Annotated in this window: 23 protein-coding genes; 9 read left to right on the top strand and 14 right to left on the bottom strand. The window is 60.7% G+C overall.

What is annotated here, in order from left to right; translation table 11 throughout:
• Window positions 1-3 precede the first annotated feature (3 nt).
• From BUA42_RS17175 to BUA42_RS17155, 5 genes are read right to left on the bottom strand one after another with little or no spacing between them, the layout of a single operon-like run.
• Entirely contained in the window at window positions 4-873 is an 870-nt protein-coding gene (locus BUA42_RS17175) for an isocitrate lyase/PEP mutase family protein (RefSeq protein WP_072779555.1), read from the bottom strand.
• Entirely contained in the window at window positions 870-1,475 is a 606-nt protein-coding gene (locus BUA42_RS17170) for a cysteine hydrolase family protein (protein ID WP_178346925.1), read from the bottom strand. Before BUA42_RS17170 ends, BUA42_RS17175 begins: the two co-directional genes overlap by 4 nt.
• A 3-nt stretch (window positions 1,476-1,478) precedes the next feature.
• Window positions 1,479-3,536, bottom strand: a complete 2,058-nt coding sequence (locus BUA42_RS17165; protein ID WP_072779554.1) for a hydantoinase/oxoprolinase family protein — start codon at window positions 3,534-3,536, stop codon at window positions 1,479-1,481.
• On the bottom strand, window positions 3,533-5,227 hold the full coding sequence (locus BUA42_RS17160) for a hydantoinase B/oxoprolinase family protein (protein ID WP_072779553.1): 1,695 nt from the start codon (window positions 5,225-5,227) through the stop codon (window positions 3,533-3,535). The genes BUA42_RS17165 and BUA42_RS17160 overlap by 4 nt, the downstream gene beginning before the upstream one ends.
• On the bottom strand, window positions 5,224-5,784 hold the full coding sequence (locus tag BUA42_RS17155) for a nuclear transport factor 2 family protein (protein ID WP_072779552.1): 561 nt from the start codon (window positions 5,782-5,784) through the stop codon (window positions 5,224-5,226). Before BUA42_RS17155 ends, BUA42_RS17160 begins: the two co-directional genes overlap by 4 nt.
• A gap of 132 nt (window positions 5,785-5,916) precedes the next feature.
• Between BUA42_RS17155 and BUA42_RS17150 the strand changes: the two genes are divergently transcribed.
• From BUA42_RS17150 to BUA42_RS17125, 6 genes are read left to right on the top strand one after another with little or no spacing between them, the layout of a single operon-like run.
• Entirely contained in the window at window positions 5,917-6,711 is a 795-nt protein-coding gene (locus BUA42_RS17150; protein ID WP_072779551.1) for a GntR family transcriptional regulator, read from the top strand.
• Window positions 6,708-8,108, top strand: a complete 1,401-nt coding sequence (leuC, locus tag BUA42_RS17145; protein WP_072779550.1) for a 3-isopropylmalate dehydratase large subunit — start codon at window positions 6,708-6,710, stop codon at window positions 8,106-8,108. The genes BUA42_RS17150 and leuC overlap by 4 nt, the downstream gene beginning before the upstream one ends.
• Entirely contained in the window at window positions 8,105-8,752 is a 648-nt protein-coding gene (gene leuD, locus BUA42_RS17140; protein ID WP_072779549.1) for a 3-isopropylmalate dehydratase small subunit, read from the top strand. Before leuC ends, leuD begins: the two co-directional genes overlap by 4 nt.
• A gap of 40 nt (window positions 8,753-8,792) precedes the next feature.
• A complete protein-coding gene (dctP, locus tag BUA42_RS17135) occupies window positions 8,793-9,806 on the top strand; it encodes a TRAP transporter substrate-binding protein DctP (RefSeq protein ID WP_072779548.1) in 1,014 nt (337 codons plus the stop codon).
• A 55-nt stretch (window positions 9,807-9,861) separates the two neighbouring features.
• Entirely contained in the window at window positions 9,862-10,368 is a 507-nt protein-coding gene (locus tag BUA42_RS17130; protein WP_072779547.1) for a TRAP transporter small permease, read from the top strand.
• Window positions 10,368-11,675, top strand: a complete 1,308-nt coding sequence (locus BUA42_RS17125; protein ID WP_072779546.1) for a TRAP transporter large permease — start codon at window positions 10,368-10,370, stop codon at window positions 11,673-11,675. Before BUA42_RS17130 ends, BUA42_RS17125 begins: the two co-directional genes overlap by 1 nt.
• Window positions 11,676-11,742: 67 nt before the next feature.
• Here BUA42_RS17125 and BUA42_RS17120 read toward each other — a convergent pair whose 3' ends face one another.
• The 5 genes from BUA42_RS17120 to BUA42_RS17100 form a co-directional block, all read right to left on the bottom strand.
• The gene (locus BUA42_RS17120) at window positions 11,743-12,678 is read right to left on the bottom strand and encodes a hypothetical protein (protein WP_072779545.1); all 936 of its coding nucleotides are present in this window, start codon (window positions 12,676-12,678) and stop codon (window positions 11,743-11,745) included.
• Between the two features lie 3 nt (window positions 12,679-12,681).
• Entirely contained in the window at window positions 12,682-13,989 is a 1,308-nt protein-coding gene (locus BUA42_RS17115; RefSeq protein WP_072779544.1) for a TRAP transporter large permease, read from the bottom strand.
• Window positions 13,990-13,993: 4 nt separating this feature from the next.
• A complete protein-coding gene (locus BUA42_RS17110) occupies window positions 13,994-14,530 on the bottom strand; it encodes a TRAP transporter small permease (protein ID WP_072779543.1) in 537 nt (178 codons plus the stop codon).
• A gap of 63 nt (window positions 14,531-14,593) precedes the next feature.
• Window positions 14,594-15,562 (bottom strand): TRAP transporter substrate-binding protein, encoded by a 969-nt coding sequence (locus tag BUA42_RS17105; RefSeq protein ID WP_143152738.1) that lies wholly within the window; start codon window positions 15,560-15,562, stop codon window positions 14,594-14,596.
• A gap of 48 nt (window positions 15,563-15,610) precedes the next feature.
• Window positions 15,611-16,852: an NAD(P)/FAD-dependent oxidoreductase gene (locus BUA42_RS17100; RefSeq protein WP_072779667.1), complete on the bottom strand. Its 1,242-nt coding sequence runs from the start codon at window positions 16,850-16,852 to the stop codon at window positions 15,611-15,613.
• A gap of 145 nt (window positions 16,853-16,997) precedes the next feature.
• Here BUA42_RS17100 and BUA42_RS17095 point away from each other — a divergent pair, with 145 nt between their 5' ends.
• From BUA42_RS17095 to BUA42_RS17085, 3 genes are read left to right on the top strand one after another with little or no spacing between them, the layout of a single operon-like run.
• Window positions 16,998-17,744 carry an aspartate/glutamate racemase family protein gene (locus tag BUA42_RS17095; RefSeq protein ID WP_072779666.1) on the top strand — a complete coding sequence of 249 codons (747 nt, stop codon included), beginning with the start codon at window positions 16,998-17,000 and terminating at the stop codon, window positions 17,742-17,744.
• Window positions 17,741-18,874 carry an enolase C-terminal domain-like protein gene (locus tag BUA42_RS17090; protein WP_072779541.1) on the top strand — a complete coding sequence of 378 codons (1,134 nt, stop codon included), beginning with the start codon at window positions 17,741-17,743 and terminating at the stop codon, window positions 18,872-18,874. The genes BUA42_RS17095 and BUA42_RS17090 overlap by 4 nt, the downstream gene beginning before the upstream one ends.
• Window positions 18,874-20,610, top strand: a complete 1,737-nt coding sequence (locus BUA42_RS17085) for a thiamine pyrophosphate-binding protein (RefSeq protein ID WP_084066279.1) — start codon at window positions 18,874-18,876, stop codon at window positions 20,608-20,610. Before BUA42_RS17090 ends, BUA42_RS17085 begins: the two co-directional genes overlap by 1 nt.
• A gap of 606 nt (window positions 20,611-21,216) precedes the next feature.
• Here BUA42_RS17085 and BUA42_RS17080 read toward each other — a convergent pair.
• Genes BUA42_RS17080 through BUA42_RS21410 form a run of 4 tightly spaced genes read right to left on the bottom strand, consistent with a single transcriptional unit; the run spans window position 21,217 to window position 25,003 of the window.
• Complete coding sequence (locus tag BUA42_RS17080) at window positions 21,217-22,176, bottom strand: acetamidase/formamidase family protein (protein ID WP_072779540.1); 960 nt, start codon at window positions 22,174-22,176, stop codon at window positions 21,217-21,219.
• 54 nt (window positions 22,177-22,230) lie between these two features.
• Window positions 22,231-23,118, bottom strand: coding sequence for a branched-chain amino acid ABC transporter permease (locus tag BUA42_RS17075; protein WP_072779539.1), 888 nt, complete (start codon window positions 23,116-23,118; stop codon window positions 22,231-22,233).
• A gap of 3 nt (window positions 23,119-23,121) precedes the next feature.
• Window positions 23,122-23,847: an ABC transporter ATP-binding protein gene (locus BUA42_RS17070; protein ID WP_072779538.1), complete on the bottom strand. Its 726-nt coding sequence runs from the start codon at window positions 23,845-23,847 to the stop codon at window positions 23,122-23,124.
• 4 nt (window positions 23,848-23,851) lie between these two features.
• Entirely contained in the window at window positions 23,852-25,003 is a 1,152-nt protein-coding gene (locus BUA42_RS21410; RefSeq protein WP_072779537.1) for an ABC transporter substrate-binding protein, read from the bottom strand.
• Between the last annotated feature and the right edge of the window lie 17 nt (window positions 25,004-25,020).

The following is a 25,020-nucleotide window of genomic DNA, read 5'->3' as shown; positions in this document are numbered from 1 at the left end:
GGATCAGTCGCCGCCCCCGTGTTCGTAGCGCTTGCCCGCAGCCAGCATGGCATCTGTGCCAAGTCGGTCGTTCAACCCGCCGAAATCGAACATGCGGTCTGCAAACGGGCGGTTGCTGCCGTTTGCCTTCAGGCTGCCGAAATACGCTTCAGCCGTGCGGGCCAGCGCACGCACGATGCCGCCGGGAAAGATCACGACGGAAAAACCCATCGCTTGCAAATCTTCGGCGCTCTGAATCGGCGTTGCTCCACCTTCAACCATGTTCGCCAGCAAAGGTACGCGGTCTTTAAACCGTTCTGTCACCGTTTTCATTTCATCAACAGAACGCAAAGCTTCGATAAACAGAACATCTGCCCCGGCCGCGACATAGGCGTCCGCCCGGTCCATCGCTGCGTCAAACCCGTCTACAGCCACCGCATCCGTACGCGCGATGATCAGCGTTTCTTCACGCGCCCGCGCATCGGCCATCGCGGCGATCTTGCCGACCATTTCCGCCTTCGGAATGAGAGACTTGTCCGCAAGGTGCCCGCAGCGCTTGGGGTAGGTCTGATCTTCGATTTGCAACGCATTTGCCCCAGCCCGTTCGTACACACGCATCGTGCGCTGTGCGTTCAAGGCGTTCCCGAAACCTGTGTCGGCATCGATGATGACCGGCAGGTCTACGCGATCCCGGATCAACGCCATGGTGTCCGCCATCTCGCTGACCGATGTCAGACCGATATCCGGGCGGCCGAGCCGGGTATAGGCCACTGCGGCGCCGCTGAGGTAAAGCGCTTCGAACCCAGCCTGTTCGGCAAGCGCGGCGGTCAGCGCGTCAAAAACGCCTGGCGCGACCAGGATCTCATTCGACGAAAGGCGCGTTTTCAGGTTCATGACAGCAAGTCCACCATTTCGGCGCAGGTAACGTTCGGACAAATCGAACCGAGGGAAACGAGTGTGGCGTCATGCACCTCTTGCTTGAACGCTGCGCAACCGTCCGAAAGCAGTATCGTGTGAATGTTGCGTAGATGGGCGTCACGTACGGTGCTTGCGACACCGCCATTGGTCACAATCCCCCCGATGATCAGCGTATCGATGTTCAACGCCCGGAGAATGTATTCCAACCGGGTCTGGTAGAGGGCGGAATAGGCCACCTTCTCGACCGTGTAATCCGCCGGAGCAAGTGTATTGACCAGCGCATGGCCGAATTTCCCCGGTGCGAAGTCGCCCTTGCCAAGGAACGGTCGCAGCTCTTTCAGGTGCGGCGCGATCAGTGGTTCCTCCCCCGGTCCAGGCACCAACGTGAACTGTGCGCTGATGTACGTCCCGCCTTTGGTCCGCAGCGCATCGACCACGGGTTTGATCCGGGCGGGTAAGGCCGCGATTGCCTCAGCCGTCTGTCCGGCACGGCCGTAGGCACCTTCGGGATGCAGAAAGTCGTTTTGCAGATCGATGGTCAGGAGAGCGGTGCGTTTTGGGTCGATCTCATGTGCCATGTGTCACTCCTCGTCCCTTGTGATGATCGTGTTGCCGTAGGTGTCCACCCGCGCGGACAAGCCGGGGTCCACCAACACCGTGGTGTCCGGCTGCACGAGGATCGCAGGGCCAGATATCTCAGCGCCGACAGGCAGATCGAGGCGCTTGTAGATGGTGGTCTCGTGCCAGGTATCGCCGAAATGCACCTGACGCGTCCCGGTTTTTGCCGCATCCACGCCGCCGCCTTTTGGGGCGAGCGTTGTCAGGTCAAACTTGGGACGCCGCCCGATCACCGCAGTACGCAGATTCATCACCCGGCGGGTGCCGTTTTTCAGCAGACGTCCATACGTGGCTTGGTACGCAGCGTCGAACGCCGCACCGATATCCGCGATGGTGGGCGCAGCCACAGTCGTGCCATCGACCGTCACGGGCAACGGCACGGCCACTGTATGTGTCTGACCGACATAGGCCATGTCCAGCTCAACCACGATGTCCCGCGCCTCGAAACGGGACCGGGCCGCGTTGAGCAAGGCCATCCCGCCGTCGATGTGCCGCTGCATCACATCTCGCAGCGCATCGGTGTCGAGGGTCGCCGTCAAAGTGTTGATCGTCTGAACGAAATCCTGCCGCATGTCGGCGATGACACACCCCATTGCGCTAGTCACGCCCGGATAGCGTGGAACGATTGCGCTGCCGATCCCGACCTCTTTCAAGATCGCACCGGTGTGCAAAGCGCCGCCACCACCAAAGGGCATGAAGGCAAAGCGTTTTGGGTCAAACCCGCGCTCGATGCTGACAAGCCGGATTGCCCCCGCCATCCGCGAATTCGCCACGCGAAGGATCGCTTCAGCCGCTTCGACGGTGCTCAGTCCCAGTTTAGACCCGACATGGGTATCGATGGCCGTCGCAGCCGCATCCACGTCCAAACGGTCCAGTTTTCCGCCAATCGGACTTTCCGGATCAATCCGGCTGAGCACGACATTGGCATCCGTCACCGTGGGTCGATCATTGCCCTGCCCATAAGCGACAGGCCCGGGCGTCGATCCTGCGCTTTCGGGGCCAATGTTCAGCAGGCCGCCCTTATCGACCCAAGCGATAGAGCCGCCACCCGCGCCAATCGTCGTGATCTCGATCATCGGATTGCGGACCACCATGCCGAAGTCGATGGAGGTCTGCGGCGACAGCATCGACTGCCCCTTGGCAATCAGCGCCACGTCGAAGCTCGTCCCGCCCATGTCGCCCGTGATGACGTTCTCAAAACCGGCTGTCTTTGCGATGTGCCCTGCGGCGATGACACCAGCCGCGGGACCGGACAGCGCTGTTCGGATGGGCAAGCGGCACGCGGTGTCCGTGCCCATCACGCCGCCATTCGACTGCACGATCATGAATTCGCCGTCGAACCCGCCTTTGGTCAGCGCCCGGTCCAGGCGGTTGATGTAGCCGGAAACCTCGGGTTGCAGATAGGCGTTCAGCGCCGTGGTCGAGAACCGCTCGAATTCACGGATCTCCGGCAGAATTTCCGACGAACAGCTCACATGATCGTTCGGCCACATGGCGCGGACGGCTTCGACTGCCTTGGCTTCGTTTTCGGGGTTGGCATACGCATTGGCCAACAGGATGGCGACAGCTTTGCAGTCGGCATCGATCAACTCCTGCGCCGCTGCCTTCACCGCGTCCAGATCGACAGGCGTGCGGATCGTTCCGTCGGCCAAAGTGCGTTCGGGCACCTCCAGGCGCAAATTGCGCGGCACGACCGGTTCGAAATCGCCGCGGAGACCCCATGTGCGGGGTCTGTCACGGCGGCGCATTTCCAGAACGTCGCGGAGCCCGTGTGTGGTGATCACGCCGATCTTCGCGCCCTTGCGTTCAAGCAAAGCATTTGTACCCGCCGTGGTGCCATGCACCACTGCAGCGACTGTGGAAAGGTCGTCGACCTGCTGGCCGATCCCGTCCAGAAACCCGCCCGACTGATCCGGGCGCGTCGTGGGCACCTTGGCCACTTCGGCTGTGCCGGTTGCCTCATCCAGCACGAACACGTCAGTGAAGGTGCCTCCCACGTCCACGCCCACCATCTTGCTCATGCGGACACCTCTTGCCAGGCAGACCCGTAGAGTTCCGTTGCAAGGTCAGCGGTCAGATACCCGAGCGCCACATCGCGCGCGACGAGCTGCGGATCGCGGTCCGAGGCTGGGCCGTACCCCCCTCCGCCCGGTGTGTCGAGGCGGACGGCCTGTCCCTTGGTTAGCTTGATCCCGAGCATTTTTGACGCAAGCGGCGGCGTCTCCCATCCGCTGGCCTGTTCGAAGTGAAACACGTTCATTGCCCCGTCACCGCCGCCCTGAACCCCCTGAGGGGCGAACCGTCCACGTTCACCGAACAGGAATGCCTCAGCGTTTTCCTCAAGCACCTCGATCTCGTAGGTCGCCCCAAGCCCGCCGCGATGCTGGCCCGCCCCTGCACTGTCGGGGCGCAGCGCCCATTGACGGAACATCACCGGATAGGCCGCCTCGAGGATCTCCATCGGGGGAATGGTCGCGGTGGAAATCGGCGCGTTGCCGTGGTTCAGGCCGTCGCTTTCGATGCTGCCACCATGACCACCGCCGTAAAAACTGAACATCACCCAGCGCTGCCCGTTCGCGCGCTTTCCGGCGATGGAAAGGGCATTGATCGTGCCGTAGGCGTTGGCGACCACCCGCTCCGGGGCTGCTTGCGACGCGGCGCTGAAGATCACGTCGATCATCCGCAAAATGGTTTCGGTGTATCCCCCGACAGGCGCGGGGAATTCGGCAGAGAGAAGTGATCCGTCCGGCACCCGCACTTCGATCGGGCGCATGACGCCTGCATTGGCAGGCAGGTCGGGGAAGATGTGCTTGATCGCCACATAGGCCGTTGCCACGGCTGTCGGATAGGCAATGTTCACCGGACCTGCCGTCACCGGAGCCGTGCCCTCGAAATCAAGCACCATCTGATCGCCATGGATTTCCAGCGCGACTTTGATCGGCAAAGCCTCATCAGTGATCCCGTCATTGTCGAGGTAATCCACGGCCTCCCAACGCCCGTCGGGCAGGCCGGACAATTCGGACCGCATGAGTGTCTCCGCCCTGTCGCCCAGCGCGTCGAGTGCGGCTGAAACCGTTTCGGCGCCGTATTCATCCAGCAATTCATCAAGGCGTTTCACACCCAGATCGAGTGCGCCTAACTGGCCATTCAGGTCGCCCATCGCCGACTGCGGCAGGCGCGTGTTGCGCATGAGGATGTCAATGATGTCCTGCTGGATCACTCCGCCGCTGGCCAGTTTGACCGGGGGCAGGACGAACGCCTCCTGAAAGGCCTCTGTCGCGGACGGGTTGTAGTTCCCCGGCACCGCACCGCCGACATCGTGCCAATGCCCGACACTGGCCAGGTAACAGAACAGCTGGCCGTCTCGGAAGTAGGGTCGCACAAGCCGCATGTCCGACAGGTGAGTCCCACCCATATGGGCATCGTTGAAGATGTAGATATCCCCATCGGCCAGATCGCCCGCCTCGGCGGCCTTGTCGATGACCGCCTTAACGGCAAACGCCATGACGCCGACAAAGATCGGTAGACCGGACTTGCCCTGTACCAGCGTATCGCCCGAGGACGCGTGGTAGAAGCCGTGCGAGGCATCGTGCGCCTCGGCGATGATAGGGTTGAAAGCCGCGCGAAACAGGGTTGCATCCATCTCGTCGGCGATCTGCTCCATGCGCCCGGCCAAAACCGCCAGTGTGATCGGGTCAATTGCAGCGGTCATTGCGCTCGCACCTCTCCCATGTCGTTCCAGACGTCCTGACGTACGATCTTGCCTTCCGAAATTTCAAAACGGTCGATGAAGCGGATGCCGTCAAACGGCGTACCATCCAGCCATTCGCCGTGTAGCGTACCGCGGGCATAAACAACCGCGACGCCATTGCCGTGCAGCGCATCAAAGCCGTCGTAGGTCTTTTTCACGGATCGGTAACGGGCCTTGGACCATTCGATCAGTTCGGACAATCGCGTCATCGGATCGGTTGCAGGGAAGACCATTTGGAAATCCTCCCGCAGCATGGACTGTGCGGCCTCCAGATCGCGCGCCTCCATCGAGGTCAGGTAGTCTCGGACAATCGTGGATGGGTCGGGCAGCGCCGGAGCGGGCTGGCGATGCTGCCCACCGCGGGCGTAGGCCTCGGACGGGTATTCATGCAGCATCACGGTTATGGCTACATCCGGCGCGGGAACGACAAAGCGAATCGCATTTGTGAGAGCGGAAGTCAGCCGGGATTTCTCAGTGGCGCTATACCCTTCAAGGATATGCGCTTCCACGATTGGCATACGATCCTCCCCGCAAAATCTGCACTTTTCATATAACAGGTTTTGGTATATTGAAAGGCCAATCCAACAGGAACCTTCGTCGCAACGCCACAGCGGCGGCAAGGATCAGCAAGCAACAGGGGCCGCGCTTTCGTGACGATCATCGCGCATTCCGGACTTCCAGAAGGCGGTAAGGCCCGCAGGGTTTACCTGTTGCTGCGCGACGAAATTTCAAATGGCGTTTTCAAGGACGGAACGCGCCTGCCTGGCGAACACAAGCTTGCAGACATGTTCGACGTCTCGCGCATCACGGTGCGGCGTGCCCTTGAGGCACTGGCGGCAGATGGCTGGATTGAGAAGAAAACCGGTGCCGGCTCAGTGGTGCGGGCAAAAGATCATGAAAGCCAGAAGCTGTCTGCAGATTTCGCGACACTGATCCCGCATCTTGTCGAAATGGACCGTACGACAACCGCACGTCTTTTGTCCTTTTCGTACGACAGCGCGCCACCGACAGTCGCCAAGGCGCTGGAACTCGCCGACGGTGCGGAAGTACAAAAGGCCGTGAGGGTCCGGTCATCGGGCGGCCAGCCGTTTTCGCATCTGACGACCTATGTCCCGAAAGACATCGCAATCAACTACGACGAGGCCGATCTCGCCACCCAACCGCTGTTCCGACTCCTGGAACGCAGCGGGGTGAGCGTTGAGAGCGCGCATCAAAGTGTCACCGCCGCTCTTGCCACACCGGACGTCGCGGAAGCGCTGGAGATTTCGGTCGGATCACCGCTTCTGTTCGTGCAGCGCATTGTGCGCGATGCAAGAGGACGCGGGGTCGAGCATCTGTCGGCGCTCTACCGGCCAGACCTGTTCCGCCTCGAAATGGATCTGGCGCGTGTCGGTGCCGGCGAAGCGCGGCATTGGGAACCCGTGATTGGCGGAGCAGCGTTATGACGGGTCGGCGTCTTCTCGACAAACTGTGGGATGCGCACGAAATCCTCCGCCGGGACGACGGGACAAGCCTCTTGTGGGTGGATCGTCACCTTGTCCACGAAGGCTCTCATCACGCCTTTGCCAAGATCGCGGAGCGGGGCGTTCCGGTTGCGGAGCCGGGCCTGACCTTCGGTGTGGCAGACCACTATGCTCCAACACGCGGCGGACCCGCGACCAAAGCCATCGCGCGGATGATTGCGACGCTTGAAGAAAACACGCGGACACATGGCATCAAATGCTTCGGCCTTGACGACCCTCGGCAGGGCATTGTGCATGTGATTGGACCGGAACAGGGGATCACACTGCCCGGTTTGCTGATCAACTGCGGTGACAGCCACACATCGACACATGGCGCATTCGGGGCCTTGGCCTTTGGCATCGGCGCAACCGAAGTGGCGCATGTGCTGGCGACGCAAACCATCTGGCAAACCAAACCCAAGGCAATGCGGATCAACGTGACGGGACAGCTTGGACCGGGGGTCACGGCCAAGGACCTCGCGCTCGCGTGGATTGCGAAACTGGGCGCAGACGGAGGGCGCGGTCACGCCATCGAATACACGGGGGCCGCAGTGCGGGCCTTGTCGATGGAAGGGCGCATGACACTTTGCAATCTGTCGATCGAAGGCGGCGCGCGGTTTGGCATGGTCGCGCCGGATGAGACAACCTTTGCCTATCTGAAAGACCGTCCTTTCGCGCCGCGCGGCGCCGATTGGGACCGGGCGATTGAAACCTGGTCTGACTTGCCGTCGGATGGGAACGCCACTTTCGATACCGAGGTGACCCTCGACGCCGCCGAGATTGCCCCGATTGTCACCTGGGGCACCACACCGGAAGACGCTTTGCCTGTGACGGCGACAGTTCCCGACCCCTCGAAAATGAGTGGAAACACAGCAGAGCGCGCGCGCAATGCGCTTGAGTACATGGGTCTGACCCCGGGTCGCGCGCTGACCGATATCGCGGTCGATCAGGTGTTTATCGGGTCCTGCACAAATGCCCGGATCGAAGACTTGCGCGCTGCGGCGGCCGTGCTGTCCGGGCGTCGCGCGAAAGTGCCGGGACTGGTGTCGCCGGGATCAAGACAAGTCAAGGCCCAGGCCGAGGCCGAAGGGTTGGATCGCATCTTTGTCGACGCGGGCCTCGATTGGGTCGGGTCCGGATGTTCGATGTGCGTGGCGATGAACGGCGATCATGTCGAACCGGGAAAGCGCTGCGCGTCCACGACCAATCGAAACTTCCGTGGCCGCCAGGGACGGGGTGCGCGGACGCATCTGATGTCACCCGCCATGGTCGCCGCTGCCGCCGTGACGGGGCATCTCACCGATGTGCGCGACCTGCTGAATGGGAGGAAGGTCGCATGACCGGATGGTCCCAGCATACGGGTCTGGCGGTTGCACTGGACCGCGAGAACGTGGACACCGACCAGCTGATCCCGGCGCGCTTCATGTCGACGCCACGGTCCGAGGGCTACGGGGATTTCCTGCTTTACGACCTGCGCACGGACAACAACGGCAATCCGATTGCCGATTTCCCGTTGAATAGCACGCCGGACGCCAGCATCCTGATTTCGCGCCGCAACTTCGGAAGCGGATCGTCACGCGAGGCCGCGGTCTATGCGCTTGTCGATTTCGGCATCCGTGCGGTCGTTGCACCAAGCTTTGGTGACATATTTGCCAGCAACGCTGTGAACAACGGCCTCTTGCCCGCCCGCGTGCCGGAGGCGGAGGTCGACGCCGCGATCTCTCAGTTGAGCGCAGGCCCGGTCGAGGTCAGTATCAACCTGACGGACCGGACGATGCGAGTCGGCGACAGCGTGCTCGATTTCACGCTTGACGATGTCTGGCAACAGAAACTGATCAACGGGTGGGACGACATCGACCTGACCCAACACCACAAAGCGGCCATCGCGGAGTTTCGCACGCAATATGTCAAGGACACACCGTGGGCCATACCAGTCCAACAGACCAACTTCAGGAGCGCGGGGCGGGACACCGGTTCGCAGTAGCAAAGGCCAGACCGGCCGAAGGGTGTAGGAGGAACTAACCATGAATATGAACCTGTTGAAAGGCTGCCTTGCGGGCGGCGTGATGCTGGGCTCGGTGGCCCACGCGGAAGAAACGATCACCGCAGTCCATGCGTTTCCAGAAACGCTGATCTACACGCAAAGCTTCCTGTCCTTCGTGGACAAGGTAAACGAAGCGGGCGAAGGCGTGATCCAGATCGAAGTCCGGGGCGGCCCCGAAGCCATCGGCATGTTCCAGCAGCCCGACGCGGTACGCGACGGCATCGTGGACATGGTCTATACGCCCGGGTCGTTCTATGGCGGCGCGCTGCCAGAGAAAGACGCCCTTGTGGCGTCAAACCTGACGGCCATCGAAACCCGCGAAAACGGCGGCATCGACCTGATCGATCAGATCCATCAGGAACGCATGGGTCTCAAGTACCTTGGCTGGTTCGACAGCGGCGTGTGCTACAACCTTTGGACGCGGAACGAGCCGTCCTTCGACGCCGATGGCAACCTCGAAGTGGACGGTCTGCGTCTGCGCGGCAACGCAGTGTATAACGCGTTCTTTACGAACTACCTCGAAGCACAGGTCATCGACCTGCCCACGGGCGAAGTCTATTCGGCGCTGCAGAACGGCGTCGTGGATGCGACAGGCTGGACCCAGATTGGCCTCATCGACCTCAAGTGGAACGAGTTCCTCAACTACCGGATCGAGCCGTGCTTCTTCTCGACCGACCTTGGGGTGATCGTGAACCTTGAGTCGTGGAACGGCTTGAGTGACGAAGCCAAGCAGATTCTGCAGGACACCGCGATCCAGCATGAGATCGACAGCGTGAACGCCCTGCGCGGGAAGCGCGATGAGGACTTCGCAGCGCTCGACGCGGCTGGCATGCAGGTTGTGGAACTCGAAGGTGAGGCGCGCGCCAACTATCTTGCCGCTGCACGCGAGACCACTTGGGCACGGATGAAAGAGCTGATGGAAGCAGAACCGCAGTCGGTCGCGAGCTATGACGACCTGATCGGCAAGTTCTACGATCCGGCAGCAGACCAGTAAGACCATAGGGCCGGAACCGCACGTTCCGGCCCTTCCAATTCGGACGGAATACCTCATGCGCGCCGTGATCCGGGCCTACGACGCCCTTCTGTACACGATGGCTTTCATCGCTGCCGTGACGCTCGTCTGGCTGATGGTGTCGGTGGTCGTATCCGTCCTGATGCGCAATTTGGGGATGCAGCCCTTCGCATGGCTGTTTACCTCCGCCGAATACGGCATCCTCTACATGACCATGCTCGGCGCGCCGTGGCTGGTGCGCGAAAAGGGGCATGTGCACATTGAACTGGTGACAGCCGCCCTGCCCTCAGCCCTGCGCCGGATCGTCAGCCGCGCTGTCGCGCTGGCATGTGTGGCGGTGTCCCTGATCCTTGCGTGGTACGGGCTGGACCTCTTCCTGACCAATATCGAACGCAACGATTTCGATGTGCGGGCCTACTACTATCCCCGGTGGCTTCTCACGATCACCTTCCCCATCGCGTTTTCCGTGATGGCGATTGAATTCGCCCGGTTCGTCTTTGGTCCGGAACTGATGCATTCCGGCGAGGCGGGGATTCACGAATAATGGAATGGTACGAAGCCCTTGGCCTGCTGGTTGGCAGCATCATGTTTCTCATGGCGCTCGGAATGCCGGTGGCACTGGCGTTTCTGGCCGCCAACATCCTTGGAGCATGGGTCTTCATGGGGGGCGAGCGGGGGATCAGCCAGCTTTTGAACAATGGCTGGGGATCGCTGACGATCTTCGCACTGGTGCCCATTCCGCTTTTCCTGCTGATGGGAGAGATCTTTTTCCAGACCGGTTTGGGCGGCCGCATGTTTTCCGCCATAGACAAGCTGCTGGGTCGACTGCCTGGACGCCTTAGCTATGTCACGGTCCTTGGCGGTACCGGGTTTTCGACGCTGTCCGGGTCTTCGATGGGGTCGACCGCGCTTCTCGGGTCGCTGATGGTACCCGAGATGAAGCGGCGCGGGTACAAAAGCCATATGTCCATCGGCCCAATCCTTGGCACCGGGGGGCTGGCCATCATCATCCCGCCCTCGGCGCTTGCCGTGCTGCTGGCCACGCTGGCCAAGATCGACGTGGGCGCTTTGCTGATCGCCGGGGTGATCCCCGGCCTGATCCTTGCCGCCTTTTATATTGCGACGATCTACATCCAGACCCGGCTGGATCCCGACGCGGCGCCGCCCTACGACGTCACCCCAATGAGTGCGGGCGAAAAGCTCGGCATCCTGATGCGGGATGTTGTCCCGATGATCGGGCTCATGGTCGCGATTGTCATCATGATGATCAACGGGATCGTCACACCCTCAGAAGCGGCGGCGTTTGGCGCATTGGGTGTGCTCATCCTCGCCGCGATCTACCGGTGCCTCACATGGGACGCGATCAAGAAATCCGTGCGAGGTGCGTTGCGTGTGACGCTGATGGCGTACCTGATCGTGTTCGGCTCGGCCACGTTCAGTCAGCTTCTCGCGTTTTCTGGCGCATCACGTGGCCTGATCAACTGGGCCACAGGGTTCGACCTGGACCCGACCATGATGCTGTTGGTAATGTTCGGTGTGCTGCTGGTGCTCGGCATGTTCATGGAACAGATCTCGATCATGCTTCTGACCGTGCCGATCTTTTTCCCGCTGGCGCAGACACTTGGATTCGATCCGATCTGGTTCGGGCTGATCATGCTGCTGGCGCTTGAGATCAGCTTTACAACGCCACCTTTCGGATTGCTGTTGTTCGTGATGAAGGGGGTGGCCCCGGCAGAGACCACCATGCGCGAGATCTACCGTGCAGCCATGCCATTCATCTTCTGCTCGCTGATGGTCGTGGGCCTTTTGATCCTGTTCCCGATCCTGGCGACGTGGCTGCCGGGCCTGTAGCCGGGCATACAGCCCACTTCAATTCCGAATTCTTCGGTCGATCATGCGGTGGCGTCTGACATCGCAGTTACCTGTCCTGTGGCCCCTCGCCAGCCAGCCGGGACAACAGGATCGGCGTCAAATACATCGGAACCTGATAGCAGCCGACAAAGATCATGAGCGGCGCCGCAACCTCGTCTGGCAGTACGATCAGGAACAGGGCGATGTTGCGATTGCCTGCGTAGATCGCGGTGGGCACTGCCATTTGCAGATGCGCGCGGCGCGACACGTGCAAGGTCACAAAGACAAGCACGAAATTCACCGCAAGCGCCGCCAGCAACCAAAGTACCAAGGCCAATGGATCGTCTTGCAACAGCGGGCCGATGGCGCTCATCAAACCGACGACCACGATTGCGAGAAGCAGCGCCGCGCATCCGTCCAAAGCGCCTTGTGCGCGTAGATCACCCAAATTCGGGACAAAACGCCTAACAGTGAAGCCAAGGCTTACCGCGGCCAGGATCGCTGCAAGTAGTCCGAGCGAAAGCGAAAAGGCACTGAAAATACCGCCTCCCGCCGGATCGAGGATCAGAAGAACCGGCAATGCCGTCACTGGAAACACGGCCGTTCCCATCACCAGCAACCGCATGCCCGGTGCCGGATCGTGTCCCATCATGATCGCGAAATTCGGAGCACCTGTCAGCGACGGTGCCGCCAGCATCAGAGAGACGGCCATCGCCATCGGGAAATGCGACACTCCGAGAACAGCAAGCATTGCGATGACAACAAGCGGCAAGAGAGTTTGCAAAACACTGATCCGGACCAAGGTCGGCCTGAGTTCGCTTAGGTGTCCGAAGGCTTGCCGTGCCCCAACCCGGACGCCGGTCACGAATAGCAACACGGCTACCAGCGTGCCGATCCACGGGCGCAGCGTTTCTGCCAGCCCGGGCGCGAGAAGCCCAACGAACAACCCGGCGATCAGAAAGTATTTCCCATGTCGCCCGATCCAGGCCAGAGCGCTGAACACCCGTCAGGGGGCCTGTCGCATGGTCTCGGGCAACCACATGGCGATGTCTGGGAACCAGATGAGCACGAAGCACATCAGCACCATGATCATGAACATCGGGAAGGCCGCGCGCGTGATGTAGCCCATCTCGTGTTCGGTCATGCCTTGCAGGACAAAAAGGTTGAACCCGATGGGCGGCGTGATCTGCGCCATCTCGACCACCACGACGACGAAAATGCCGAACCAGATCAGGTCGATCCCGGCCTCCCGTACCATCGGTTCCACGACGGCCATGGTCAGCACAACGGACGAAATCCCGTCAAGGAACATCCCAAGGATGATGTAGAAGACCATCAGGATCATCAAAAGCTCGAACCGCGACAGCTCCATCAAGGCAATTCCGTCTGCCAATGCACGCGGCAAGCCGGTGAACCCCATCGCAAGCTTCAGGAATGCCGCGCCTGCGAGGATCAGCGCGATCATGGCGGACGTCCGCGTGGCCCCCATGAGGCTTTCGGTAAAGGTCGTCCAGTTCAGCGACCGCTGACCCGCCGCCAGAACCAGTGATCCGATCACACCGATTGCCGCTGCTTCGGTCGCGGTGGCGTAGCCTGCATACATCGACCCGATGACCACGAAGATCAGAAGCAAAACCGGGATCAGGAAGCGGGAATTGCTGAGCTTTTCGCTGAAGGACATGCCGGTTTCCTGCTTCGGGTTCCACGAACCCGACAACCGCGAATAGATCGCCACGTATCCCATGAACATGAGCGCAAGGCAGAGGCCCGGGAAAACCCCGGCGAAGAACAGCTGCGTGATCGATTCATTGACCGTCACACCGTAGACAATAAGGGCCAGTGACGGCGGGATCATCAGGCCCAGCGTCGCCGCGCCGGCGAGTGTGCCGATAACGATCCGCTCTGGGTAGTCGCGCGCACGGAGCTCTGGGATGGACATCTTGCCGACAGTCGTCAACGTCGCCGCCGACGACCCGGACACCGCCGCGAAGACAGTACATCCCACGATGTTGGTGTGGACGAGGCCACCGGGCAGTCGGGCGAGCCAGGGCGACAGGCCGCGAAACATGTCCTCGGACAGCCGCGTCCGGAAGAGGATCTCCCCCATCCAAATGAAAAGCGGCAAGGCCGTCAGGGTCCAGCTTGACGAGGACGCCCAGATCGTCGTGATCATCGTGTCGCCGACCGGGCGCGAGGTGAACAACTCCATGCCCACCCAAGCGACACCCATCAGGGCGATACCGACCCAGACCCCGGTGCCGAGAAGCAGGAAAAGAACGAAGAGAAACAGGCTGATGGCGTAAAATTCTTCCACGGCCCTACTCCGCAAAACTTTGATCGACGAGGTCGCGCTTGATGCGGTGGTCGCCCCGGAAGATCACGTGGATCAGGTGATCGGTCAGCGAAATGGCAAGGATACAACCGCCGATCACCATGACCGATTGCGGGATCCACATCGGAGTTGCGTCCTGTGCCTGACTGACCTCGTTGAATTTCCAGGACCAGTAGGCGAACCAATAGGCGTAGTAGGTGAAGTACCACATGACCGCTGTGGCGATGCCGAAGCACCAGATTTCCAACACGCGCCGAAACGCTTTCGGCACGGCATTCAACAATAGGGACACGCGGATATGCGACCCCCGGTTGAGCGCGTTGGCAAACGCAAAGAAACTCGCCGCCGCCATCGCGTAGCCCGCATAGTTGGCGGCACCGGGAAAGATTTCACCAGTCCAGCGCGCCACCATTTGCGCCACGATCAGCAGCAGGATCGCAATCAGGCAGAGAGCGGCAAGAATGCCTGCAGCCAGGTATAGGAAATCAAGAAAGCGGCGCAGGCCGCGCAAGGCACCGGTCATGGGCACGTCTCCAGCGCAGGAAAGGAAAAGGCCAGCCCGGTGAGGCTGGCCCTGATCGCTCGGTTACTGAGCGTTGTAGGCGTCGAGGATCGCTTGGCCGGTTTCACCAGCCGCTTCGAGCCATTCGGCCGTCATGGTTGCACCCACTTCGCGCAGGTCGTTCATCAGCTGCTCGCCCGCCGGCTGAACCGTCATTCCGCCCTCGGCGAGGCCTGCCAGCGTGAAGCCGGTGTATTCCTTCGCGCGCCACGTTCCTGCGTATTCCGCCATGGCGGCGCAGGCGTTGATGACGTTCTTGTTCTGCTCCGACACATCGGCCCAGACGTCGTTGTTGACCAGCATGTAATTGCGCGGCAGCCATGCATCGACCGAATAGAAATGGCTCAGGCTTTCCCACACTTTTCGGTCATAGCCCGTGGCACCAGAGGAAATCATCGATTCCGCCACTCCGGTAGCAAAGGCCTGGCTGATCTCTGCCGCTTCGATCGCAACCGGCAGCATATCGGTCAGTTCCGCGAGACGTGCGGTGGCGTTGTTGTAGGACCGGAACTTGAGGCCTGCCATGTCAGCGGCCGAATTCACTTCCTTGTTGAAGTAAAGGCCCTGCGGTGGCCACGGCACGGAGTAGAGCATCGTCATGTTCTGCTCGGCCAGCAGCTCGTTGATGTGCGGCTTGGCGGCTTCATAGAGCTTTTCATGCTCATCGAAGGACGACACGAGAAACGGCACGCTGTCCCATCCGAAGATCGCGCTCTCGTTCTGGTGGCCGGACAGAAGGCGCTCACCGATTGGCACCTGACCGGTCTGAACGGCACGCTTGATATCGGCGCCTGCGAAAAGGGACCCGGACGGGTGGGTGGTGATCTCGATCTCGCCACCGGTACCGGTGGTCACGCATTTGGCGAACTCAGCCCCCGTGACCGAATGGAAGTTCGATCCGGAATAGGCCATGGGCAGGTCCCATTTTTCCTGAGCCACGGCAGGTGCGGCGAGCATGGCCGTGGTGACCGAAGCGATCAGCGTTTTCGACATTGTTGACATTGTCTTCTCCCAGTTGATGTCTTTTTCTTAGAAGCGATCTTAGGCAAATCGCATTGGATCAAATGCACCGATATCTGTGTTGGGCGGTCGGTGCGCGACCAGAGATGCCACGATCCTTCCCGTTTTGGGGCCACCGGTCAATCCAATGTGGTGATGACCAAAGGCAGTAAAGATGCCGGTCTGGCGGACTTGTCCGATCAGCGGGAGGCTGTCAGCCGGAGCAGGACGATGCCCGAGCCATTCCACCTCTTCGCTATAGCTGAGATTGGGAAGCGCGGCCTTGGCCTGCTTCCGCAACAGGTTGAACACGGCCTGCGCAGGCCCCGCATCCAGCCCGCCGAACTCGACTACACCGGCGCAGCGCAGCCCCGCATCCATCGGCGTAGCAACAAATTTACCGCTCGCAATCATGATCGGGTGGGACGGAATGCCTTCTGCATCCTTGAAGATAATGTGATACCCGCGCTCAGTCTCGAGCGGGATTTTTAGCCCGAGTTTTTGCATCAGCGGTTTGGACCAGACACCGGTTGCCAGAATTGCGCGGTCACAAGGTTGCGGGCCTGCGTCGGTCAGAACCGACCGGATGCGATCGTCTTCGAACTCGAAATCCTTGATCTCGGCCCGAAGGATCGTGCCGCCCAGACCTTCGAATACTCGTGCCAGTGCTTTCACGTAGCCGCCGGGATCACGGATGTATCCGTGGTCTTTCATCGTCGCCAAGAGCCCGATAGTCGGCGACAGGTTCGGTTCAAATTCCCGCGCCGCGTCGCCTTCGCGGATTTCGGGTTCAAAACCAGCCTCGTGCCGGAGGCCCCAGGTGTAGGCATCAGCCGAAAACGCAGCCCTGTTTGTGTAAGCGAAGGAATAATTGCTTTCGTGCACCCAGTCCGCCGCATCGGTTCCGGCGACGAGTGATTTGTGCTGGTCGACGGTATCACCGACGATATGCGTCAAGCCTTTCGCAATGCGGCGGGTGTCGCTGTCATTTGCGTTTGACAGATACTTGATCAGCCACGGTACGAGCTTGGGGAAATAGCCCCAGCGCATGAAAAGCGGAAAATCCGGGTTCAGGAGCATTCCCGGCGCTTTTCGTACAAGACCCGGAGCCGTGACCGGCGCAATCGAACAGGCAGCCAAAACACCCGCGTTGCCGTGAGAGGTGCCTTCGCCGGGGGGCAAACGGTCGATAATCGTGACCTCGGCATCGCTCATGCGGCGTAACCAAATCCCGGTTGAAACACCGACGATTCCGGCACCGGCTATGATCACGCGTTCCGGAATGGTGATACCCCCCTTGGTCCAGTCTTTCTTCTGACAACACCCGCCGTCGATGAAGACACAGCCTTGCGCGCAAAGCAAGACGGACGCTAGGCTGGCTCAGATGGCTCACACGGATGGCTTTGTGGGTCCTTTTGGGAATGCCGGAATGACGACACATGGCGGGAAGACGGTCTTCGGCGCGACGGTTGGCATTCTTATGCTGAACACCCGGTTTCCACGCATCCCCGGCGATATCGGAAATGCCGCGACCTGGCCCTTCCCGGTTCAATACAAGGTCGTTCGCTCCGCTACCCCGGACAACGTCGTACGCGGCGATGCGACCCCGCTTCTGGCCGCGTTCATCGAGGCCGGGCAAGAACTTGTCGACCTCGGATGCGATGGGATTGCCACGAATTGCGGATTTCTGGTGCCTTTTCAGGACCATATGTCTCATGCGTTGGGCGTGCCAGTCGCGTCGTCGTCGCTGCTCCAAGCGGGTCTCATTCAGCAGTCATTGCCAGCTGACCGCTCACTGGGAATCCTGACGATATCGTCCGAGACGCTGACCTCGGCCCATCTCGATGCGGCAGGCATTGCCGGTGATACACCCATCATGGGCACGAGGGCGACATCCCATTTTACCACGCAGGTGCTGGGCGATGCCGAGGAGATCGATTTCGATCGTGCCCGCGCGGACAACATTGCTGCGGCGCTGCGCCTTGTCGAAGCGCATCCCCGGGTTGGCGCAATCCTTCTGGAGTGCACAAACATGGTGCCCTATGCCGCTGACATCCGTCGCGCGACCGGTCGACCCGTCTTCTCAATCTACACCTATCTGCTCTGGTTTCAGGCGGGCCTCCTGCCCCGCCGCTTCCCATCCGAGCTTGATGACCCGCGAACGTCGGCGCCATGACAGCACACCGGATCACCGACATGCGGGTGCATTGCGTTTCGATCCCGGCGCGCGCCGTGCATTCGCACGGTTCGGGAGATGTAGGCGGCATCAACGTAGCACTTTGCGAACTGGTGACGGACAGCGGCCTGACCGGCTGGGGCGAAGCGTCGCCCTGGCCTGTCTTCACTGGCACAGTTGATGGCAACGCCGCTGCGCTCCATGTGCATTTGCGACCGCATGTGGTGGGGCGGGATGCCGTTTTGATCGAGCCGATCCTCGCAGATGCGGAGCAAGCGTTGGTGGGTCACCCAGAGGCAAAGGCGGCGCTGGAATGCGCTTTGCTGGACATTACGGGGCAAATCGCCGGTCTGCCGATTGCGGAACTCGTCGGAGGGCGGCACCGCGATAGCATCCCGCTCAGCTTCTCGGTAGCCAACCCGGACTTCGACGCTGATCTCGAAGATGTCGCCCGAATCTGGGACAGCGGCGTTCGCATTTTCAAACTCAAGACCGGGTTTGCCGACCACAGCTTTGACCTCATGCGGCTTGAGAAGCTGCGCGCGTTCTACGGCGACGCGATCCATCTGCGCATTGACTATAATCAGGGCCTGCCGGCCTACGATGCAATCCGGCTCATTCGCGACCTTGAAACCTTTCGGCCCGACTTTGTGGAGCAACCGGTCCGGATGCGCGAACGCGAGGCCTTGGCGGCGATCACACGCGCCGTCGACGTGCCGATCATGGCGGATGAAAGTGTGTTCGACGTCCGAGATGCGCTGCATGGCGCCCAGATGCGCATCGCCGATATCTTTTCGCTCAAGACCGCGAAGTCAGGCGGTATTCGACGTTGTCTGGAAATCGCGGCGATTGCCCGCGCGGCGGGGATCGAGGTTTATGGCGGCTGCATGTTTGAAACCTCCATCGCCCACATGGCCGGTGCCCACCTGATGGCAGCCGTCCCGAACCTGACGCTTGGATGCGAATTTTACATGTCGACCTTCTATGCCGAGGCGGACCTGGCGCTCGCGCCCTTCCCAGTCAAAGACGGCTACGTTCACGTACCCACGTCACCGGGCCTTGGAACCACGCCCGACCCCGACATGCTCGACCGCTACCGCACACACCTGTTTTCGTCAGGAGAACCGTGATGCCGACGATTCCCGACCCGACGCGAATGAATGGGGCGCAAGCGCTTTTGCGTATGCTCGAACTGCACGGCGTGACCCATGTGTTCGGATTGCCCGGAGAAACGACGATTGGCTGGTACAAGGAATGGCGCGCGCATTCCGATATCGAATTCGTCCTCACGCGAGATGAGCGCACCGCGTCTTTCGCCGCCGAGGCCTACGCCAAGATCACCGGCAAGCCCGCCGTGCTCGAAGCGCCAAGCCCGGGTGTCACACACTGCACGCCGGGGATCACCGAGGCCTTTCTCAGCTCTGTTCCCGTGATCTTCTTCAGTTCAGACATTCCTATCAATCAGGACAAGAAACATGGGCTGACCGGCGTCAATCAAACCGCGCTCTACGAAAGCATCTGTAAGGAATCATTCGTGATTTCGAACGCCCGCGATATTCCTTTTCTCGTGCGCCGCGCCTTTCGCGTGGCCACATCAGGCAGACCGGCACCCGTGCATATCCGCGTGCCGATCAATATCTTTGGCGAAGAGGCAGAGTTAAGCGACCTTTACGCCGAGCCCGAATACAGCACCTACCCCGCACATCGCCCGGTCGCAGATCACGACAAGATCCGCGCCGCGATTGACGTGCTGCTGTCAGCCAGTAAACCCGCGATCGTTTGCGGTCAGGGAGCGCTGATCTCGCAAGCGTCTGACATTGTTCTGGAGCTCGCCGAGGTGCTGCAGATCCCGGTTGGCACCACAACACCCGGCAAAGGCACAATCCCGGAGGACCATCCCCTTGCGCTGCGCGTGATCGGTGGGCGGGGCGGAATGGAGTACTCGAACCAGTATGTCCACGACGCGGATGTGATCTTCTTTATCGGCTCCAACACCGACAGCGCCGCGACAGACCACTGGAAGCTCTACGGGGACCCGCGGACAAAGACCTTCCTGCATCTCGACATCGCGGAAGCCCATATCGGCAACAACTTTCCGGTCGAGGTTGGCATGGTCGGCGACGCCCGCGCGAGCCTGACCTACATGGTTGAGCTTCTTAAAGAGAACCGCCCCGACCCCAGCCGCCCAACGGTCGATCTCACGCAGATCAAGAAGACCGCGCTCGACAAGGTTTTCAAATCGAATATCCCGATGCCGGAGGGCACGGTGTCGCCTGTGAAGCTGTCGCAGGTGCTTGATCAACTCATGCCGGACGATGCGGTCGTTACGTCCGAACCGGGTGTGAGCGCAATCTACCCCTCCGCCCTTTTGACCTTCCGCAAAGCCGGGCGGCGCTACATCACCAACTACTCCATGGGCGCTTTGGGCTATTCGGTGCCCGCCGCGATTGGCGCGTGCCATTCCACAGACGGCCCCGTCATCAGCTTCACGGGTGATGGATCATTCGGTTTTGTCATCGGCGACATGGAAACGATCAAACGCTCCGGCAAGAACGTCACGATCATCCTGACCCGCAACGACAGCTTCGGCTGGATTCGCGGCGAGGCGATCCTCCTCGACGATGTCGATGCACCTTGGTCGACCGATTTCGGCGGCGTCGACTACCTCAAGGTCGCGGACGCCTTCGGGTTCCAGACGGCACGGATCGCGACAGAGGCCGAGATCAAACCCACGCTGGCGCATGCCATCTCAAATCCGGGCGCAAACTTCATCGAAATCATGGTCCCAACCCAAGACAAAATCGTCCCCTTCGTCCCAAGCTGGGTCCGAGCAGCCAGAGTAAAGAACCTTCCGCATTTCTACTGATGGCGGTTTTGCCAAGCGCGGGTCGTCTGATGATTGCATTAGATTAGTGATCGGATACGGCCGTTTGCGCTTGTTACCAGATGTGAGGTAGGACCGGTCTGATCTAGGTTTTTCGGTTGGTTTCCAGTGATGAGTGAAAGCATGGAGATCGAAAGGCTCCCAGGCGCTTCGCATCCCAGTTTGCAAGCCTCCGTACTTCTAACGCATCTATAGAACGTCACTGATTGGTGCTGCTGCGGCAACAGATGTCGTCGGTCTTTGCGCCAGTCTCGCGCTCCTTCAGCTGGCCGATGATTTGCTCCTCCGTATAACACTTCCGCTCTATAGCTCTTCGTGCTTCGCCCGTTCAAATGGTGAAGAACCGAGTTCGCATTGGCCGGGATATCAAAGAAAAGGTGAGGCAGCGAAACTCTATGGCTGCCGAACAAACGGACGCGGGAATAAGCTAACGTTTGAACAGTGCAACCAGATGTCGGCTTCCTGCGTACTTAAATCACAGACAAAATAACCATAGGTGGATTTGAAGGACTGGTTGTGGTCACCGAAGATGCTGCCTTTGGAAAAACTGACAAGGTTTCCGTTCAGTGCTCATACCAGTGGTAGCAGCTACTCCAGAACCATGCGCGGAAAGTAGAAGGAAACCACCCAGTTTGGCATATCGACGATCTCGGAAATCCTCAGGTCGCCGCAGGTGGATACCAACATGTAGGCATCGACGGTTGACATGCCGTGACGCGCCGTCAGCAGGTCAATCATGCCCGCCACCGCATCTCGCGCGCCAGTCATGAGGTCCGGACCGATGCCCGTGGTCACGTCATACCCCTTGGCATCGAGATGCCGCGTCACCGGGCCGGGCGTGGTGAAGCGCGGCATTTTCAGTTCCGCACCCTTCACCAGATCGAGGGTCAGCGTCACATCCATCGGGCTTTCGATAGCAGTGCCGCAGACCTCCCCGTCACCCTGTGCAGCATGCGTGTCGCCCACGGAAAAGAGCGCACCTGCCACCTCGACCGGCAGGTAGATCTCCGTCCCCGTGGAGAGATCCCGGATATCGAGATTGCCGCCCGTACGCCGGGGCGGGACGATGGAATGCAGGCCCGGCTCGGCGAGCGCCACCCCGATGGTGCCGGTGAACGGCTTGAGAGGCACGCGGCCCATATCGCCCCAGAGCGCGGGTGCCATGGTGCGGGCATCGTAGGTCCAGATCGTCAGAGCCGGGTCGTCGAACTGATCGGCCAGGAGGCCGAAACCGGGGATGTTGGCGGTCCAGCCCCAGGCGCTGCCATCGGTCTCACGCGGCGCAAAGCCTTCGAACGTGACCTTGAGCGCGTCGCCCGGCTCGGCCCCATCAACATAGATCGGGCCGGAGACCGGATTGATCTTGCCGAAATCGAGCGCTGCGACATCGTCCACGGTGCTTGAGGGTCCAAGCTGACCGCCGGCCGCATCCATGCAGTGAAACAGTAGCGTCGATCCGGGCGCCACGGTCGCGACGGGCGCAATCGCATTGTCCCAGCCGAAATGATGCTGCGCGCTGTGGATGGTGTAGTCGCAGGTCTTGCACATGGTGCTCTCCGTAACATTGGGGACCGCCTGGCCCCGTTTTGGCTTTTGCGCAGCTCAGGACCGAGCGCCGCTGCGCGCCGGCAAAAGACCGTCCGGGCGCACCAGAAGCACTGCAATCACGGCGCTCAATACGATGGCGTCACGGTACGGGGCCAGCGCATCGGGAAGGAACGCCTGTGTCAGAACCTCCAGCGTGCCCACAACGAAGCCGCCAAGAACTGCGCCGCCGAGGCTACCCAAGCCGCCCAAAACCGTAGCGATGAAGGCCTTGAGCACCGGAAAGAAGCCCATCATTGGGTCGACGGAGCCACGTTGCGCCGTCCAGATCACAGCGGCGATCCCGGCCAGCAGTCCCGAGATTGCAAAAGCGGCGGCCACAACACGGTTGGCGCGCACGCCCAGCATGCGCAGCATATCGAAATCTTCCGCCGCGGCGCGCATCGCCATACCGATGGCCAGACGCCGCAGCACAAAGGTCAGGCATCCCAGTGAAACGATCGTCACAAGGATTGAGGCTGTAGGGGCTACCCCGATGGTCATGCCACCGATCTGGTACGAGCCCGACCACGCAGCTGGGAAGGAGATCGGTACCGGCCGCGCCGAAATGCCGTTTTGGAACAAAACCTTGAGAATTTCAGATACCGCGAAACTCGTGATCAGCAGCGAGATGACATCCGCCCCGCGCATAACTCGAAAGGCCGTTCGCTCCATCGCCAGCGCCATGACGACAGCAGCGCCCAGCCCAATACACAGCGCTGCAATTGGTGGGAAACCAAAGACCATCGACAGGAAGATGCCATAGCCGCCGAAGGTCATGATGTCGCCATGGGCAAAATTGATCAGACCCACGATGGAAAAAACGATGGCGAGGCCAAGTGCCAGCATCGCGTAGATGCCGCCGAGGCTGAGCGCGTTGATGAGCTGCTGCAGAAGTTGGTCCATCTCTCAGGCCGCCAAATATGCTGATTTCAAAAGGGTGTCTCCCGCCAGATCCGCAGGAGCGCCCTGCCCCGCGATTTCGCCATTGGCCATGACAACCGCATGGTTTGCGACCTCGAGTGCAAGGGCGGCGTTCTGTTCGACCAAAAGGATCGAGATGCCTTCACGCTGAAGCTCCTCGATGATGGAAAAGATCGTGTCGACCATCTGCGGGGCAAGGCCCAGAGACGGCTCGTCCATCAACAGCAGCTTGGGTGCCCCCATCAGGGCACGGGCCACGGCAAGCATCTGCTGCTCACCTCCCGACAGTAGACCCGCCAGCTGGCGGCGACGTTCGCCGAGAATGGGAAAGCGCTCCATCATCTCTTCGCGGCGGGTGGCAGCCACTTGCGGAGTGGCCACCGCGGTGCCTGCGACGATCAGGTTCTCCTCTACCGACAGTGACGCGAAGATGCGCCGCCCTTCGGGACAGATTCCCACGCCCGACCGAACGATCGCGTCGGGCGTGGTTTTGGCAGTGGGCTTGCCGAAAAGCGACACGCGCCCCGAAGCGACCGGAACGACCCCGGCAATGGCCATCAGCGTGCTGGACTTGCCTGCACCGTTGGCCCCCAGAAGTGCCGTGATTCCGCCGCGGGCAACGCCGAAGCTGATACCGCGCACGGCCCTGACGGGGCCGTAGCGGACATCAAGCGCCTCGACGTCGAGAACCGTATCGCTCTGACCGGTCACCGGATCAGGGCTTCGGCAAGGTTTCGGGATCGGCCATCTGGCGAAGGACGAATTCCTTTTCCCCGTCACCCGTGATCCGTGCCACGACAACCTCGCGCAAAGGCATACGGTCAGTGCCCTTGAAGGTGAAATTCGACATGGTCGCCTCACCATCTTCGATTTCGGCCATGGCTGCGCTGACGGCCGCCGGATCGGTGGTGCCCGCGGCAGCAACCGCCTGTTCGATCATGTCCGCGATGTCGCAGCCATTCACGTAGTAATTGTTGTCAGGCGTCGTGCCGGTCGCTTCCGTGAACCGGTCGATGAAAGCGGCATAGGCCGAACCTTCCTCCGGGTAGCCGCCAGAGGTGTGCACGACACCGTCAACAACATCGCCCAGACCGCGAACAGTCGGTGTGTCCAGCACGTCACCGCCCATCACTTGCGTTTCGACACCGGCGCCGCGCAGGGCGCGGATGAAAGCGGGGAAGTCCGGTTCCCACGCCCACGTCACGATGACGTCCGGTGCGGTTTCCGCATTCTGGATATTGGTCACAATTGCCGAGAAGTCAGGCTGGTTGAGACTGAAGGTGCTCTCTCCGACGACTTCACCGCCGAGCGTTTCAAAGACCTCACCAAAATAGCGCGGACCGCCGAGCGTGTAGGCACTGTCGGGCGAGGTCAGCAGCCAGGCTTTCTCGAAGCCCTGGTCGCGCGCATAGCCCGCAAGCACAGCGCCTTGCTGGTTGTCACCGGGATAGCTGCCGAAAACATGCGGGCCGACCTGCGTCAATACCGGCGCCGTGCCAGCAAAAGTCATCGTCGGCACCATGTCGGCCGCAGTGATCTGGGCGGCGGCGATCGTCGGGTCCGCGTCGGCCGAGGACACTATGAACTGCGCCCCGTCGTCCAGCATTTCCTGAACCACCTGCACGCCATATGCGATGTCGGATCGGGTATCCTTGACGATCAACCTTACAGGAATGCTGCCGTTCAGCCCGCCATTGGCCATCTTTTCGTCCATGCAGAACTTGAACCCGGCATAAGCGGGTCCGTCATAAGGGGCGAGGTAGCCCGACTGCGCAGACATTACGCCGATGATATATTCATCTTCGGCAAAAGCGGCCGTGCCGAGCGCTGCGATGGCTGACCCGAGCAAGAGAGACTTCAGTTTCATGGGGATTTCCTTTCAGA

The organism is Marivita hallyeonensis (assembly GCF_900129875.1).
GTDB classification, from domain to species: domain Bacteria; phylum Pseudomonadota; class Alphaproteobacteria; order Rhodobacterales; family Rhodobacteraceae; genus Marivita; species Marivita hallyeonensis.
The sequence above is the reverse complement of the archived record's forward strand: the minus strand, read 5'-3'. Positions and strand labels throughout refer to the sequence as shown.